This is a genomic window from Shewanella nanhaiensis, assembly GCF_019457885.1.
GTDB lineage: Bacteria > Pseudomonadota > Gammaproteobacteria > Enterobacterales > Shewanellaceae > Shewanella > Shewanella nanhaiensis.
In genome coordinates this window covers 112,380-128,440 of sequence record NZ_JAHZST010000014.1, presented here as the reverse complement: position 1 = coordinate 128,440, position 16,061 = coordinate 112,380, and the positions used below count along the sequence as shown (strand labels likewise).

The window sequence follows — 16,061 nt, the reverse complement described above, 5'->3', positions numbered from 1 at the left end:
TCAGCCTTTAAATGTTAAATTGAGAATATATTCTGCAGTTCAGAAAATGAAGACACCTCAAACTTCGGGCGCTCTTTTGAGTACATGGTTTTTAGGTCCTCTTCAATTTTTACATCTGCATCAGTCCAGTGTGTGATACTGACTAATAATTTCCAGTTAGCACTGTGAAAGTCCTTACCATATTTAGCCCACACAGAGTTCACTCCAGCTGCATTTGCCATTGATATGTCTTTCACTATAGAGTCGCCAATATAGTATGTATCTTCAGGCGATATTCCTTCACGCTCGCAGATATCAAGCACAAGTCTAGGGTTCGGCTTCCGTTCTGACTCAGGTAGTTTGATAACCCAGTCTAAATCAGTGTGGTCTAGTAGTGGCTTATTTTGGTTTGGGTGGGAAGATGAACTTGAACTGATTGTATAAAGGTGGCTTAGGTATTTATTAAGTCCAAGCTTTTCTGCTCGATACACAGAGTTAACTTCATAAGATTCTGTATGCCCCACAACCTTTATGCCGCTAGATTCTAACTTTTCCAGAGTTTCTATTACCTCCGGATACAACTTTAAGGTCTCTTTCCTTTTTTGAGAGAACTTACTAAATGCAGGTGCAAGCTTTTGTTTTAAAACATCTCTGTCATTGGTACCAAAATAGTTGATGATTGACTCGACCTCAAGAGTTGCGAATGGCCTCTCTGAGCTATTATATTTTTGGTGAACAGTTTGAAAATCTTTCAAAAGCTGTGCTTTATCAATTCCAGTAATCTCCTGAATAGAATTAACTAGAGCTTCAAAAGACTGAGAAAAATAAGAAACCCAATCGTACAAGGTGTTATCTAAATCTGTAATTAGCAGTTTAGTCATTGTAATCGAACTCCAAAGTGTATTCTCCGGTCAAGTTAGCATCTTTAGGACTGATTTTCGCATAGTGAAACCTTATTTTATCATGACCAAAAGCAATTCGGCATGCCCAATTTCCATTTGCTTCTCCTGTGTGGCTACTACATACACCCGAACTCCCAAGAGATAAAACATGGAGCTTATTTTTCTTTTCATTGGGATTAACTTCGTGCGTAATAACGCCTCTTTCAATAGTACAGTTAAAATTCTGGTGCATGTGCCCATGCAATAAGAAGTCAAATTTATGTGTTGTAAGCCACCTAGACAATCGTTCAGCATCTAAAACAGTGGAGTACTTAGCATCTTCATACGCATCTTGCGTGAGTGATACAGGAAGAAGGTGATGATGCATAACGCATATTCTAGTCACATTTCTAGGTTTAGATGTAGATAAGCCCATTCTATTTTCTACTTCAGTAAGCTGTTCAGACCCTATAAACCCATGCCCTTGGAAGCTATCTTTAGTTTGCTGGAGAGTTACACTATTTAGTAAAACGATCTCTACAGGTATGGTGTCATTGAGTAAGAATCTTCGCCCTGAAGCCATTGACTTATTTGGGTTTATATCGAAAAACTTTGAATAGAAATCTCCGTAGCATTGACGAGTTCTAGCATAGTTTTCCTTAATTGCTTTATCATTGTTTTTTATAGCGTCGTCAGCTCCTTCATAAAATGATAGGTCGTGATTGCCTGGACATATAGATAACCATGATTTGTCCATAGAGTTCATACTATGTATATAGTCAATAAACTTACTAGCTAACTTGAATTCGTTTTCCAGCCCCTTCCAAGTTAAATCTCCAGAAATTAGAAGAGAAGCGATCTGATGAGTATCAGATTTAAAGTAAGCTCCGTCGATAACTTTGGATAGAGTAAGCAGGTTCGGGTTGTCGTCATTCAGTGCAAACTCATGAAATCCATCATTTGTGAAGTGGGGGTCCGAAAGCCATAATATGCTGTTTCTAGAGGTTGCTCTATATGAACGGTCAAAGTGCCTTGGTTGGACCTCAGTTAAAAATTTCAACCGAATTTCATTAGTTTTATCAGTTTCTTTTTTATCTCTAATTTTCCAGATAGTTCTATTCTGCTCAGCTAATTCCTCAGGCGAAGACACTACTTTATTATCATACATATCAAAGTGTGAGTCTGGTAAAAACAGATCATTCATAGGTTCATATGACTTCAAGCCAATAATTTCGTTTTCTTCCACCTCAGCTATTTTTTTAAACTTAAGCCATAATTGATGTGAATTCTCAACGTAATAACTAGGCGTATGCTCCAAACTATCAGTTTTGAGTTTTTCGCCTAAGTTTGACTTAATCTTAAGCAGCTCTGCCTGATAAAATTTTTTGCTCGCACTATCAAAAAGGTATACAAAAAAATCAGTAAGCTCCTTGTGTAACCCTAGCTCTTGGATTGTCTCTGTAGGAAGCTTTTCATGCCCCTTATTCCACCACCCCCACCATACAAAGTCCTTTTGATCGCAGATAGCTTGATGGCGCTTTATGGTTTCACCTGAAGGGCAAGATAGATCTCGAAAACGGAATAAAAGTGTAACGTCCATATTTAGTTTACTCATCATTAGTTGGAGGATTAAAGCGGTATCTGCTTACTGCTATTTAGCAGGAAGCACATATGAGAACTATCATACATGCGTCCAATTTCGAGGCAACAAATAGGTTTGTATTCCTATGTTTACTTCAAATATATTATGCAGTTGCCACCATTAGCGGATCTTTCGGCCATTGAATCAACTTAGCTATGCTGTATTAGCTTGTAGTATATTTAACCATGTGGTATTCAATGAGATAAATATGGGAAACTTGGTATAGATAATGAGAGACATTGATAAAAAAGAACTTGAGAGTGGCCGATCTCCTCTGGAGGTGCTAGAAGGGGTTGATTACTGCCTAGATGCGTTATTCAAAGAAACGGAAAAAGGTATCGATGACTTTGTAGTGAAAGGTTTAAAATTTGAAGAGTTAGTTGGCATACTATTGGTAGTAAAAGACGAATTAAAGGGAAGATAAAGGCTTACGTGAAGCCAAACAACTATAAGCTATAGGGCGACACATGATGTTATCAGTATGAAAGTGGAGTCTCGATGTCACACCCAATACCAAATGGAATGACTAGAGATCATATAGTTAAGGCAATTAAAGCAATGGATAGCGGTATTAAGCATCGGTTTTCAGGGTCAATAGGCTATGATGTTCTTTTTGAAGGCTGAACTTTCACACATACTAGCCAAGAACAAGACAACAGCAATGCCACTAGACTCCGGCTAAAAGTGCTGCCGGAGCGACAAAGGAAGCCACTTTCAACCAAATGACCCCCAACAAAAAATGTAATCAGTCTTCATTCGAAGGCTAATCAGTTTTGGTGCAAAAAATGGCGTGAACGTCATTTATTAGATAGTTTTAATTCATAAAAATCACTTACCTTGTTAAAGTCATCTGTTTCAATAAATGCTCCAACAGTAAACAGTACTTTTGTCATAGTACTAACACTAAGTTCAGTTATAGCCATGGTTACATCCATACAGCTAGAGAAATCGAGAGAATCATAATCTATATCTATAAGATCCATACTCTCTTCAGTCGGATTGACTGGCATCGATATAAGATTTTCATGGGTTAACGGTAATCCATCTTGGTTGACTTTCTCGATAAAACTTTCGGTATCAAAGAATGGAAAAGAATGTGCTGTATTTCTTAGAGTAAAACATGAGAAGCTGTTTCGTACATCGTCTATTTCATTGAATAAATACAAACACGTGCCATACAATGAGTTAAGCGTCGTTGCTAGCAAAGAATAGTCAACAATACGTATATGCTCATAATATTTCTGGTCAACATTTTCACGCAAATTCTTGAAAAACTCTACTGCGTTTTTATTGCCCTTATACTGAATGCAAAAATCTTCTATTCCATAGCTATTGAGTGGTATATCTAAGCGAACAACACCGTCGTGAAACCATCTTAATGTTAAACAATTACACATAGGTGCATTGCCTTTTACCTGTCTTGCAATATAACCATTCGCAGTAGTTGAAACTGACTCTAACGGCGCAAAAGACCGAAGTAACTTGTCACCCTGCTCTTGAACAATTGATCGAAAAGAGCTGAAACTAAGATTTTCTGATGGCGGGATTTGAAAATCAGATTTCTTTAGATATACATGTAGCCACGGAGTGCTACTCTGAATGCTCGATAATTCAGGAATAGTTGTTAATAAATCAGACACTTTCTTTTTGTGCTCTTGGTTTCTCAACCAAAGCTTATCGAGTTGATAACGGTCTGTTTCTTCTTTTGGTTTAGACTGATCTGCTACACGTTTATAGATACGACCAGACGAGTGAATATGAGGAGTGTTGAAGCTAGTAGGTACGCATATGATGATAATGCTTTTACCGGCTTCTAAACCTATTTCCTTGATTGGGCCCCTCACTATTCGTTCATCATAAAACACCTCTGGATTTATATGCGCTGATGAAGCCTCTCTGATATCAGTGCATACCTTCTCGACATGAGAGTTTTCAATTCCTACAAAGTCACCAGCAGTACGAGTGCCATTTGTTGACTCAGCAATGCCAATAATAAGCCAACCACCATACTGATTAGCAAAAGCAGAAAGGTGTTTTGCGAAGTCCGCTACTTTAAGGCCTTTGATCTTGTAGTCTACATACCAGCCTTCTGAGACGTCTCTAAGCAACAAAAGGTCTTCGTGGTCTATATCATTCAATCTTTTTTTGAATGGGGAATAAGAATAATGCATTTTGGATAATAACCTCTAATGATGCAATTTTTGCTTTTCATACAAGATCATACATAAGAAAATCTAAGTCAATTAATGAGGGGGCTAAGTGTGATGCAACAAGGGTGCTAACTTGGAAAGGGGCAAAAACGGTTTAGATTTTTTGCTCTAAACCGTTGCAATACCTAAACTTCTACAAACCTAAGCAGTAAGTGCTGCACATAGTCAAAATTCCATACGTTGCAAATCCCTCTACAGCCGTTCTTTATAAGACGGAACTTAGGTTGTCGATGGTGGTATCAATTTCATTTGCTAGATCTGTTACATCACCCAAGAGTTCTAAAATTGACTCAACTGAAATATCTATCATTTTCCCCTCTTTGTCATATCCTGCCCGATGAACACAATGGTGTCGCAATTCTACGGCTCTAAATAACCAAGACAGGTTTTCAAATTTGTGACTTAATACTGCTTGATACATTGACTTAATCTTTTTGACATCATGAAAGATTAAATCTTTCAAGTAAGTCGCTACTGTTACTTTTAGCGCATCTTTTTCCTGATAGATCTCCTTAAGAGTAAACTTACGTTTGGCAAACTCAGGATCTGTTTCGACCAATTTTCGTGTTAGCTCATCTGAATTACACACATGATGGATGAACACACCAGCTAAATACCCCTCAGTAGCAGAGACAACGTGGGCTTGAACCATGACTAAGAAGCTAAATTTTGCTTTTTCTGGAACATCCAAATCGAGCATAATATCGACACTTTCAAGTTGTTCCATTAACAATTGATAGTGTGGTTTATTCTCGTTTTCTAAATACCATTCACGCTCTTCATCCTCATTATATGGATAAACGTTCTCTTCTAACCACCTATCCATAAACTCTGGATCACCAGCACTTCCACCATAACTCTCGCAAAAATCTGCGTAATCACCCATTAATTTGTCTCTATAATTTATTTTTCTACGAGGCTTATAACGCTTATTAGACTGCTAAGCGCAGTCTTTCATCCCTCTATAGTGCAGTCTTTCATTTAGGTCTTCAATTTTAAATTAACTGTTTCGTGATCGAATTAACAAGTTAGACAGCACGGTGAAACATCATTTCTGGATACGCTTAATTCAGATAAATTTTTATAAGGGAAATGCACATTAACAGCATCTAAATAAGTAAAAGCACTAACTAATAAAGGGGCATTTCCGTGTTAGTGACTTACTCAGAAAAGTCAAAATCGAAGAGACAAATGAACAGTTGTAAGTGAGCTCGAGAACTTCGATTTCAGGGATGAAATCGTAGAGCGCCCAAGGGTGGGTTTACAGCGTACCGAGAGATTACTTGCACATAAGCACGCTGCAAGCGATAGATCACAAATAGGTTGATAAGAGTTTCCTCTTTACCTTACCCACATGAAATCGATGATTACTCTTTTATGGACACTAAGAAACATCAGTAAACATTGCAATTTATCCCCATATTTTAGTTCATTATCACTTAGACGCTCATTCTTAAGGTGATTAATATCTAAAGCAATTGCATCAAACAATGAAGTTGAATATGGGTTCAAACAATTGTTTGCTTATGTCATACAGTTACAATGATTTCAAATATACTAACACGCCCAATAAGCTAATTTTTTAGCAAGAAAGAGTCTAAATCTTATAAACTAACATTATTTTACACTTCTTTTACTAGCGCTTCTGGTCGCAGCCTGCAATATTAAGATAAAAGTGAAGAGGTGTAATCATGAAAGTTAACGCTAAGAGACAAATCACATTACCTGTAGAACAATGTAAAATTGCACAAATTGTCGCTGGTGATAATGTTGCTTGTTTCGTCGATAGGCTGGGTGTTATCTCGATCGTCAAGCAAACGAAAGGAAGTGCTAAAGGAATATTAGCTAATAGTAAAGTTTTGTGCTCTATGAATGAAAATACATCGAGACAAAGTGCTATCTCTTAGCTTCCTTCTTTGTAAGAAAGTTTCCCCCCCATAAATAATCATCGACGATATAAATAGAGAACATGCATTAGTGATAAGGCAAATAGCAACTCAATGAGCCACCTGTGGCCTTCATTTTTCATTTTACCTATAACCTTTAAAATTAATTGTATATTACAAGCCAAAATCACGCCCTACCAATATAGGCATGCCACACCTCTATAATACCTAGCCAATATTTCATGTAATTATTAAAGATAAATGTGTGGAAAATGCTGAAATTTGCCTATTACATGTAGTTATAAATATTAAAAACTCATCATTTGCTATGGATAACACTTCATGATATTGATTTAAATAATTTTTTATAGAACATTAACTTGTGTATACGGAATCGAAGAGGGATTAGTTAAATTGGATTTGTATGAGTAAGACTATCAACATTGAAGCTTCTGTTTTCCCTCTATCTTCAGTTCGAGTTTACTTTTAATCGAATCATCGTTTGTTATCGCGCTATTATTAAACCTTCTCACGCTCAGCCAGAAATGATTTGCGTAAGCGCATCATCCGCTGTTGTTTGAAGTGAAATGGTTCCAGAAGGTCCATCGGCGTGATCTTTGCTGATCCGGATTAATCTTGCACCTGGTAACTGCTTAGCTATGCTCTCTAATGGCAAACGGATAACGCCTGGCGTATTAAAGCCTGCACTAATCTCCACAATTGCCATTTTGCGATTAAGATTATCATTGAGCCAATTACTGATGGCATCAGCTTGTGCCTCATAAGGTTTTTCAATGAACCAACTGCCTCCACGTACATTCATGAAAACTGGCCCCCCGCAATTAGGACAAACCGGCAATGTACTTCCATTTTCTACATACTGGGTTTCAGGGTTGATATAAGGCAGCATAGATGCAACTGATTCACGGCCATCCCACACAAGATCTGTGCAAGGCGTCATACACTGAAAGCGTTCATAATCACCTTGGGGTGTATAGATATTTGCAGTATCAAACCCGTTTTTATGAAAATAGCGATCAACATTCGAAGTGATGACAAAGCTGTCACGATCGTCCACTAAGCTGAGTAAATCTTGATATACCTGTGTTTTCTGCGAATGATAAACATGGTTAAGCCCAGCAGCGAGATAACCCCACTTCAAGGCTTCATCATCAAATGGATAACCCATAAGCTGATATTGAAAGCGAAAGCCATATTGCAACATGCCAGGAAAGCGTTCAGCAAAGGCTTTTTGATCAGTGTAATCAAGACCTGCTGAAGCTGATAGACCCGCACCAGCCCCAATAAGAACCACCTCTGCATCGGCCAAAACCTCTCTTGCTTGCTCAAATGGATCCATGTTGCCACTCCCCTATTTTCCTGCGATATATCTCAGTTGCGTTGTCGCCAAACGTATTAAAGACGAGATGATCTAGCTTATTTGGATTTAGCTCAAACCAATTTGCAACGGCCTGTAATGCAACATTAGCAGCCTTATCTAAGGGATAGCCAAATACGCCAGTTGAGATCCCACACACAGCAACAGACCGCGCACCAGCTTCAGCGGCAAGGGACAAGCAGGCGTTGTAACAAGAGGCCAATTCATCAATTTGACCTGGTGACGGAACCTCTCCTTGTTGGATAATTGGCCCAACGGTGTGTAAAACAAACTTAGACGGTAAATTGTAGGCTCTGGTGATCTTTGCAGAGCCTATTGTTTCATCACTACCTTGCAGTTGCATCAATCGGCTACAATCTTCGCGAAGCTGAGGACCAGCAGCACAGTTTATCGCATTATCGATGCAACTATGAAACGGCTGAAAACATCCTAGCATCTGATCATTAGCCGCATTCGTCACCGCATCAATTTTTAATCTGGTGATATCGCCATTCCAAATACTAACTTTACTTGCAGCTGGATAGATGCCTGTTAGACGCGCTAAAGTTGAGGCATCAGTGATCGTTTTTTCTGCCAGTTCAGCTTGAAGAATTTGATCGACACAAATAACAAGCTCCGGTAGAAGTTGACCAGGTTCTCTGACAGTCAATGCCGCTTGCAACCACCCTCTTTGCTCTTTAGCATCATGAGGAACCGGATAGCGCGCAACAAATGAGGCGGACATAGGATCTGCAGCAATGGCATTAACGGCTTGTTGCAGTGGAGCCGCAACATCCCTTTCCGCTTTAAAGAAGCGCTAAACAGCTGGATATCGTCAGCATAATCTTTAAGTTGCATGAACTCTCCTTTCAAATACTTTAGTGCGACCTCTAGCTATACGCAAAACGGAGCAGCGACACGTTAACGCCGCAGCTCACTGCAATATGAAAGCAGTCTGCAAACTATGTAAAAATAGTTTAAAACTTACCGCTGTCGTTTGCAGATTGTTCAGAGATAGTTTGTATTACATCCCAATGCTCAACAATCTTGCCGCCATCGACGCGAAACAGATCATAAAAAGCCACGTGGTCGCCAGAAAACTCACCTTCTGAAGCCGTAAACACAAAATTCCCCTCGGCAATGATCATATGGGTATCGCTATAAGTCATGGATAAACCCGCATCAGCCATCGCTTTAAGTGCTGCGCCTAAGCCATCTAAACCATCGGCAACACCGCTATTGTGCTGCAAATATGTTTCTGTGGAGACATAATCAGTAATTTTATCCGGTGCTTTTCCGTGCAAAACGTCATAAACAAAACTGGTCACCACAGCTTTATTCTCTGCTGTTTTGTCGAGATCAGTGACTAGTGTGGTGCCATCAAACTGGGTGCGACCCGATGGGTTTGGCGCTGTTACTGGTGTCAGATTATCCCAATGCTCAGCCACTTTACCGTCTTCAATACGAAAGACATCAAATGCAGCAAGATGATCACCACCAAAAACCTTAGCATTTTTGTACTCATTATGGGCAACCACCATATTCCCTTCAGAGATCAAACGGTGCGTTGTCGCACTAATTCCACTCTCTTTCAGTGTCGGAATTAAATCGATAAGCACAGCCGCCCCGTTAGGCACAGCCTGGTTATGTTGAATAAGATCTGGTGCCATGGTTGCTGCAGCCTGCACTTTATCGAAGTCTTTAAACAGTGATGCCATTTCAGCAACTGCAACTCCTTTCGGTGTATCAGCAAAAGCGGCAGTGCTTACGATGACTGCACTTGCAGCAGCAATGATACTTTTCTTCATAGGGTGTACTCCTTTAACTTTAAGATTAACTGATACATGATGCATCGGCTTTGTAGATAAGTGTGACAAGCGTGATAAGTGGGGCTGTGAACAGACTTAAGCGCAGGTATTACTGATACAGATTCAATCAGTTGACTATCACTTTAGTAGTCATGTTTCATATTGATAACTATCATAAGTCACAAGTGATGATGTGATAATATGGTGTATTTATAATTAATAGTTTGATAAATTGGAACAATGTATAAGCACCTACAAAGTATCGCAACATTTATCGCTGTCGCAGAGGCGGGCGCATTTAACAAAGCCGCCGACGCTCTCGGCGTACAAGCATCTGTTGTCAGTCACCATGTCTCTAAACTGGAAGAACATCTAGGGACGACACTTATCTACCGAACCACGCGCAAAGTGTCGCTGTCAGAACATGGCCGAATTCTGTTTGATGCCTCAAAAAAATGGTTGGATGGCACTGCCCAAGCAGTTGATCAGATCATGGATGCGCAAGATGAAGCCATAGGTGCGTTAAATGTATCTCTGCCAGCATTTGTCCCTGAGCCAGAAGTGGAAAATGCGATCTTAAATTTCATCGAACTTCACCCCCATGTCTCCATCACATTGAACTATTCAGATACCTTGGTTGATTTGGTAGAGGACAATTTTGATTTATGCATTCGACTTGGCAATCCGCCCGACTCCAGCTTCATCGCCAGAAAGCTAGCTCAAACCCAACATATACTGGTTGCCTCCCCCAACTTTATTAGTCGACACGGGATGCCCCAAGAACCAGTACAACTTGCCAAACTTCCCTATGTATCGATGGATGGCCTTGGGGATACATTGACACTCACACGTGGCAAGCAAAAGGTCGAGGTTCATAATACAATCTGTCAGATTAATACCAATAACATCTATGGTGCTAAAGCGGCTGCCGAGAATGGTCTTGGTATAGGCAATCTACCGATAGCACTTTGTGAGCAATCCGTTACAGAGGGCAAGCTTGTTCATATCTTGCCAAATTGGAAGCTATCTTCATTTCCACTTATCGCCATCTGGCCAGATGCCTCTCGCCGCCATACCCTCACCAAAAGGTTAGTGAATCACATTATTAGTGCGCTCTAGCTTTGAGCTCTAGTAGAGAGTGCAATCTATCTAGAGACGCAGGTAGAGAAAGTAACAAGCGCCCTTCTCTTATCGCTCAGCATTAACGCTCCCCAATTAACCAGGTTTCCTTCGATGGCTGAATTCGTTCATCATAGCCGCCAACAGCCAGTACTTCTCCCGATGGCAATAGAGATGTTGAATTGAACATCAGTGGTTTAGCTAACTCATCGCCTGTTTCAACAAACTTGAAGGAGTCAGGTTCAAGCCTTTCATTTTTTACAGCGCCGCCAGCCACCAGTACGGCTCCTGATGGCAGTAAAACCAGTGAATGGCGAATTTTAAATCTTGGCCAGTGCATTGTCGGTCCTGCAGTAAATTTGCCTGTATCAGGATCAAATAATTCGGTACTTGCATAGCGGCCACGAAAATCTTGCTTATCTGAGCCACCAACAAGCAACACCCGCCCATCTGGCAGCAGTATTCCCCCATGCTTGTGGCGTGGTATTGTCATCTCTCCAGTGGGGCTAAACTTGCCTGTCTCAGGAGCATATATCTCAGCGGAGCTTAGAATCTCACTTCTTGCACTGTGGCCGCCTGTGACTAAGACTCTTCCATCGGCAAGGGCGACGGCGACATGTGCACCACGATTAGCGCTCATTTTGCCTGATAGGGAGAAGGTTAATCTGTCTGGGTCAAACAGTTCGCTGCTATTTAATCCAAAACCAGGTTTAGGCTCGCCACCTGTGATAAGTATTCGGCCATCTTTAAGTGGGGTAACAACTGGGCCGATACGCGCAGTTGTCATATCGGCTATTGCTTTGAATACATTTGTTTTTACATCATATATCTCTGCACTTCGACTTATCCCCTTGCCCGTCCAACCTCCCACGATAAGCACTCTACCGTCATTGAGTAAGATACTTGCGTGGCTAACTCTAGGCTCAAGCATATCGCCTGCAGGTGAGAACTTCCTTTTAGAGGAGTCGAATAACTCAGTTGAGCGATGAATGACTTCACAGCCAGATTGAGCACAACCTCCAGACACGAGTATCTTACCATTTTTAAGCCTTGTAGCTTGGTGTGCGGCTCTTTCTACCGACATTTGAATCGTTTGAGTTTTTGTTTTTCCTTGTTGCAGACCTTCTGCAGCAACTGCGCAGCCTTGTTTCACCATTAAAGCAAATAATATCAGGCAGCTTGCCAGTATCATTAGCTGCCTAGATTTTATTGAATATTTCATATTGCACTCCTCAGTAGCCTTGAAACTGAATGAAACCCATAGCGCTCTTAGTGTGGTGGCTGCTAGCAACCTAGAACTAGACTCTGCTCAAGAGATAGCAATGGCATAAGATTTCATCAATATTTGATTCAAACTCTGCTCTGTTTAGAGGGAAGTCAAAGCCAAATAACCTGAAACGATGAGTTTATTGTGTAAGCTGAGGAGTTGGTTCGAAGCATTTTTTGAAATCGTTGACGTAGTTTCTGCTTAAGCGGATTTCAGTGCCACCTTCAAGCAGTAGATCATAATCACCGTTTAAGCGTGATCTATAGGAGAGCACGTGTTCTATATTGACGATACTTGATTTGTGAACTCTAACGAAGCGAGGATCTAGCTTATCTCCTATGGACTTTAAAGTTTCAGAATGTAGATGTTGTTTGTTCTCTACATGAATCGCGATATAGGGCGTTGCCGCTTTAATATAAGAGATGTCACTCAGTTTAATCCGAGTGTTATTTTTCCCATTGCTAACGCTGAGGTATTGAGACGGAACCTTGTGCTTTTCTAACTGAGATTTTTTACTCTTAGCCCCTAAATAGTTGAGTAAAAATAGATACACACCATAAACCAATACTATCTTAACTAAGTCGTTAGATAGTGTAAAAGTCAATACTTTAACAAAGCCATAGCTTTGCTCACGAAAAATAGCAGATAGACACCATATGGTTAGCGGCACTAAGAATAGATGAGCAAGTGTGGCTACGCACACCACTAACCCCATTTGAAGTGGCGTGGTAATCGTTCGCTGTTGAAACACCGTTTTAATAAGTAAAAGGATAGGTGGAAAGAGAAACCACAGGCTCTTAAACAGTAGAGACTCAGAAAAGAAGAAGGGATAATCCCCTCTTTTGGAGTGCAGGTAGTCTTGAAATATGGCAAGGGTGACTATCGCTATCAAAACGAGTAGAAAAAAGCCTAAGAGCTTATTTCCATGGGATGGTTTGAAAATAAGCATTAGTTTATTCATCACCACCCTATGCCTCCTGAGACTGCAAGTTTGCAGCGCGCTATTGCAGCGGATAGGAAGGTTTATCTTTACCTTCACAGATCCAGTTGATCCATAACTTGCTGTCACTGCCTTCGAGCAGGGTCACGAAGTTTCGGTTGCGGATATATTTGTTTGAGCCGTGGGGTTTTATCATATTGGCTGTGACTAAACGGGTTTCATCAAGGTATTCCATATCATCGTTGGTCACGGCTAAAATGCCTAACCACTGAATGTAGGTTGGCGCAGGATGCACGATACCTGATGAGATCACCTGATGGATGTTGTTTGTCGAGCCGCCGCGCTCGTCACGAATGATCCCCAAGCCGCCTAAGTGCACATCACCGGATAAGATTACCGTCTTGCCCGTGCGTTTCTTGGCATTTTTGAGCAATCCCATGATGAGCTTTAGTCGCTCGCCTTCATGCTCCTTTGCCCGCCAGTGATCTTTCAGATCGTCAGTGAGCTCCTCCTCCCAAGGGGTCGCATCTAGTGCGCTCTCGGCGAAGGAGAAATCACGATACACCACAGGTACGGCGCTTAAGATTAATAGATCGCCATCGGTGCACTGTGTATCTAACGTTGTGAGTACATCTTCCCAGTGATCATTACACATCACCTCAGTAATTGAGCGCTCGGAGCGGTTATCTAAGGTGAGGATATTAAAGCGCCTAAACTTCACGAAACTACTAAAGTGCGCCCTTTGTGCTTGTTCACAAAGCAGTGTTTTATTGGAATCGCCTCTTATCTGCAACAAGGAGAACAGTTTTTTAGCGCTGGTAAAGATAGCTTTGTAGACATCGCATGTTTGTATATCGGCAGGAAAACTGCCCCAACCATCTATGATGTCATGATCATCCCACATCATTATCGATGGAATAGATGAAAGCATTTTGGCCATGGCTGGTTTATTCCAGCGGTCGAGATAGAGGTCCACATAAAATCGATCCAGTTGGTCTCTCATTCTCTTGCTCGGCGTATACTTAATCTTCTGTTTACGGGAACCTTCATTCCAAGCCTTTAAGGTTGGCACTGTGGTCCAAATGGAGTCCGCATAGACCTGATCGCCTCCCATCAAGAGCAGTGAAAATGGCGCTTCTTGATGCTGCTCAGCCATCTCTTCCCACAAACGATAGGGGTTATCAGTTGATGCCATGAGTTTATAATCGGAGAAGCCATTGCATGAGGCGTAGCCAATTTTAGGCGGCTCATGCTCTGCTGGTACATAGAAGCTCCACTTTGATTCACCTCGTGCATCGCTGACGCTCTGCCCGTTCGATTCAATGGAGTATGTGATATCTCTTGCATTGCCAAGGGGGATATTCAGTTCCGCTCGCCACACAGTACCGGCGCCCATTTCACCGATTTTAACGGCTAGTGTGGTGCCGGTTGGTGAGTTAACTTGGGGACTTGTGATCTTACTGTCAGTCACAAAAATGATGGTGTAGAGGATGTTAGATTCCAACCCTAAAATGGGTCCCAAAAGCAGCTTATTTGCCATGATAAAAATCCTTTTCGCTTATCAATTACAATCCATATCTAAGATATTTTATATCTATGCTATCGTCGGTATAACCTACTCTTCACGGGGTAATTAATCAATCTAAGGAAGAAATATGGAGTTAATCCATGACAAACACTAACGCTGAGCTTTCGGATGAACAGCTAGCTTTTCTGCAAGTCCTACTCAATGATGAACTCAAGAAGGTCAGTAGTAATATTGCTCAGCTCGAGATACAGACAGAGGCAACATCTAAATGCTCGCACTTAGATGCAGTCGACTTGGCAAGCCAGATAGCGGCTCAAAGGGCGGCATACTCGGTGTTAGAGTCACAACGGCAACAGCTGAGTGAGATTGAGCGTGCAATGGCTCGATTAAAGGCTGGCACTTATGGCTTGTGTGAACAAACTGGCGAGCCTATCGGGTTCGAGTGCTTGAAAGTCCTGCCTTGGGCTCGACATACAGTGACTTAGCTAAGCTCTTATAAAGCCCTTGTTCAAAATAGAAGTGCGCCACAAGTCAGTACTGTTCACACTGCCCACTTAATCGAATATGACTGTCTCTATACTCACTTAACAGCCTACCGCTTGAGGATGATATCTGCTGCCAATACTGAGTCTGTGCGCCGTACTTATCATGCACGAGTGAGGTTAGGTACTGTTGAATTGAGCCTGTGACATAATCTTCGTCACGGCCGTGCCAAGGCACAAAGTATCTGAGCTTGCCGCTACTGGTTTCACTATCCCAATTAAATGCACAAAAACCGTGTATATCGAGACTGGAAAGCTGCTCAATTTTACTCGCTAACCAAGTGGTATCTGTCAGTGTTTCACTATCATTTAGCTGCAATAGATAGATGCCAGAGGTGCAATCGACATACAAGTGCCCTGCCTCTTCAAGCCCTTCTATAATGGTTTTAGTGCTGAAATGGGTCACCTCAACAGGATGAAAACTTGGGATCGATAAGTAACAACTCGCGGTATTGAGCCCTTTAATAGAGGGGTTGGTAGAAATAGCGCCTGAGTCTGCATTAGACTTTCCACTAGACTCTGCGATTAGTGTGCGATGAATGGTATGCAGCGATACTTGAGTTACTGTCTCATCCTTTAACATATGCCAAGCAAGCGCATAGGCGCCGCTACCACAGAACTGGATCTCCCCTGCGATATTACGCCATCTTACATAGGCTTTACCCGGCGACTCGATATAGACAAAACCATGATCGAAACCATCACTCACATTACTGTTTGCAGCTGCAAACTCTGCGCGTGCTTTCGAGGAGTAGAGATGAATATATTGCAAACTGCCGGGCAAGGTTTTACGACTATGATCGTTAGAACTGCAAAAGGTGCGAATTTTTACGGTGCTATCAGCATCAAACATGTTAGTGCTAGTTTGACTAGTACTCATT

15 protein-coding genes are annotated in these 16,061 nt (G+C 41.3%); 4 read left to right on the top strand and 11 right to left on the bottom strand.

Going from position 1 to position 16,061, the window contains the following annotated elements:
• Nucleotides 1-14: 14 nt before the first annotated feature.
• The gene (locus K0625_RS17790) at nt 15-860 is read right to left on the bottom strand and encodes an HAD family hydrolase (protein WP_220110924.1); all 846 of its coding nucleotides are present in this window, start codon (nt 858-860) and stop codon (nt 15-17) included.
• Nucleotides 853-2,460, bottom strand: coding sequence for an anti-phage phosphoesterase (locus K0625_RS17785; RefSeq protein ID WP_220110923.1), 1,608 nt, complete (start codon nt 2,458-2,460; stop codon nt 853-855). Before K0625_RS17785 ends, K0625_RS17790 begins: the two co-directional genes overlap by 8 nt.
• Before the next feature lie 271 nt (nt 2,461-2,731).
• Here K0625_RS17785 and K0625_RS17780 point away from each other — a divergent pair, with 271 nt between their 5' ends.
• Nucleotides 2,732-2,926, top strand: coding sequence for a hypothetical protein (locus K0625_RS17780; RefSeq protein WP_220110922.1), 195 nt, complete (start codon nt 2,732-2,734; stop codon nt 2,924-2,926).
• 373 nt (nt 2,927-3,299) lie between these two features.
• On the opposite strand, the gene K0625_RS17775 is transcribed toward K0625_RS17780, so the two are convergent.
• Entirely contained in the window at nt 3,300-4,673 is a 1,374-nt protein-coding gene (locus K0625_RS17775) for an AlbA family DNA-binding domain-containing protein (protein WP_220110921.1), read from the bottom strand.
• A 244-nt stretch (nt 4,674-4,917) separates the two neighbouring features.
• A complete protein-coding gene (locus K0625_RS17770) occupies nt 4,918-5,598 on the bottom strand; it encodes a hypothetical protein (protein ID WP_220110920.1) in 681 nt (226 codons plus the stop codon).
• A gap of 805 nt (nt 5,599-6,403) precedes the next feature.
• Here K0625_RS17770 and K0625_RS17765 point away from each other — a divergent pair.
• Nucleotides 6,404-6,619 carry an AbrB family transcriptional regulator gene (locus K0625_RS17765; RefSeq protein WP_220110919.1) on the top strand — a complete coding sequence of 72 codons (216 nt, stop codon included), beginning with the start codon at nt 6,404-6,406 and terminating at the stop codon, nt 6,617-6,619.
• Nucleotides 6,620-7,133: 514 nt separating this feature from the next.
• Here the strand turns inward: K0625_RS17765 and K0625_RS17760 are convergent.
• The 3 genes from K0625_RS17760 to K0625_RS17750 form a co-directional block, all read right to left on the bottom strand.
• Nucleotides 7,134-7,958, bottom strand: a complete 825-nt coding sequence (locus K0625_RS17760) for an SIR2 family NAD-dependent protein deacylase (protein WP_220110918.1) — start codon at nt 7,956-7,958, stop codon at nt 7,134-7,136.
• Nucleotides 7,945-8,757, bottom strand: coding sequence for a protein-ADP-ribose hydrolase (locus K0625_RS17755; protein ID WP_269902814.1), 813 nt, complete (start codon nt 8,755-8,757; stop codon nt 7,945-7,947). The genes K0625_RS17760 and K0625_RS17755 overlap by 14 nt, the downstream gene beginning before the upstream one ends.
• A gap of 196 nt (nt 8,758-8,953) precedes the next feature.
• Nucleotides 8,954-9,784, bottom strand: a complete 831-nt coding sequence (locus tag K0625_RS17750) for a nuclear transport factor 2 family protein (protein WP_220110917.1) — start codon at nt 9,782-9,784, stop codon at nt 8,954-8,956.
• A gap of 240 nt (nt 9,785-10,024) precedes the next feature.
• Between K0625_RS17750 and K0625_RS17745 the strand changes: the two genes are divergently transcribed.
• A complete protein-coding gene (locus tag K0625_RS17745; protein WP_220110916.1) occupies nt 10,025-10,903 on the top strand; it encodes a LysR family transcriptional regulator in 879 nt (292 codons plus the stop codon).
• Nucleotides 10,904-10,985: 82 nt separating this feature from the next.
• On the opposite strand, the gene K0625_RS17740 is transcribed toward K0625_RS17745, so the two are convergent.
• From K0625_RS17740 to K0625_RS17730, 3 genes are all read right to left on the bottom strand, one after another.
• Complete coding sequence (locus tag K0625_RS17740) at nt 10,986-12,125, bottom strand: Kelch repeat-containing protein (RefSeq protein WP_220110915.1); 1,140 nt, start codon at nt 12,123-12,125, stop codon at nt 10,986-10,988.
• A 184-nt stretch (nt 12,126-12,309) separates the two neighbouring features.
• Nucleotides 12,310-13,131: a LytR/AlgR family response regulator transcription factor gene (locus tag K0625_RS17735; protein ID WP_220110914.1), complete on the bottom strand. Its 822-nt coding sequence runs from the start codon at nt 13,129-13,131 to the stop codon at nt 12,310-12,312.
• 40 nt (nt 13,132-13,171) lie between these two features.
• Nucleotides 13,172-14,650, bottom strand: a complete 1,479-nt coding sequence (locus K0625_RS17730) for an alkaline phosphatase D family protein (protein ID WP_220110913.1) — start codon at nt 14,648-14,650, stop codon at nt 13,172-13,174.
• Nucleotides 14,651-14,778: 128 nt separating this feature from the next.
• Between K0625_RS17730 and K0625_RS17725 the strand changes: the two genes are divergently transcribed.
• Nucleotides 14,779-15,123: a TraR/DksA family transcriptional regulator gene (locus tag K0625_RS17725; RefSeq protein ID WP_220110912.1), complete on the top strand. Its 345-nt coding sequence runs from the start codon at nt 14,779-14,781 to the stop codon at nt 15,121-15,123.
• Between the two features lie 46 nt (nt 15,124-15,169).
• Here the strand turns inward: K0625_RS17725 and K0625_RS17720 are convergent, their stop codons facing one another.
• Nucleotides 15,170-16,060 (bottom strand): PhzF family phenazine biosynthesis protein, encoded by an 891-nt coding sequence (locus K0625_RS17720; RefSeq protein WP_220110911.1) that lies wholly within the window; start codon nt 16,058-16,060, stop codon nt 15,170-15,172.
• Nucleotide 16,061 lies beyond the last annotated feature (1 nt).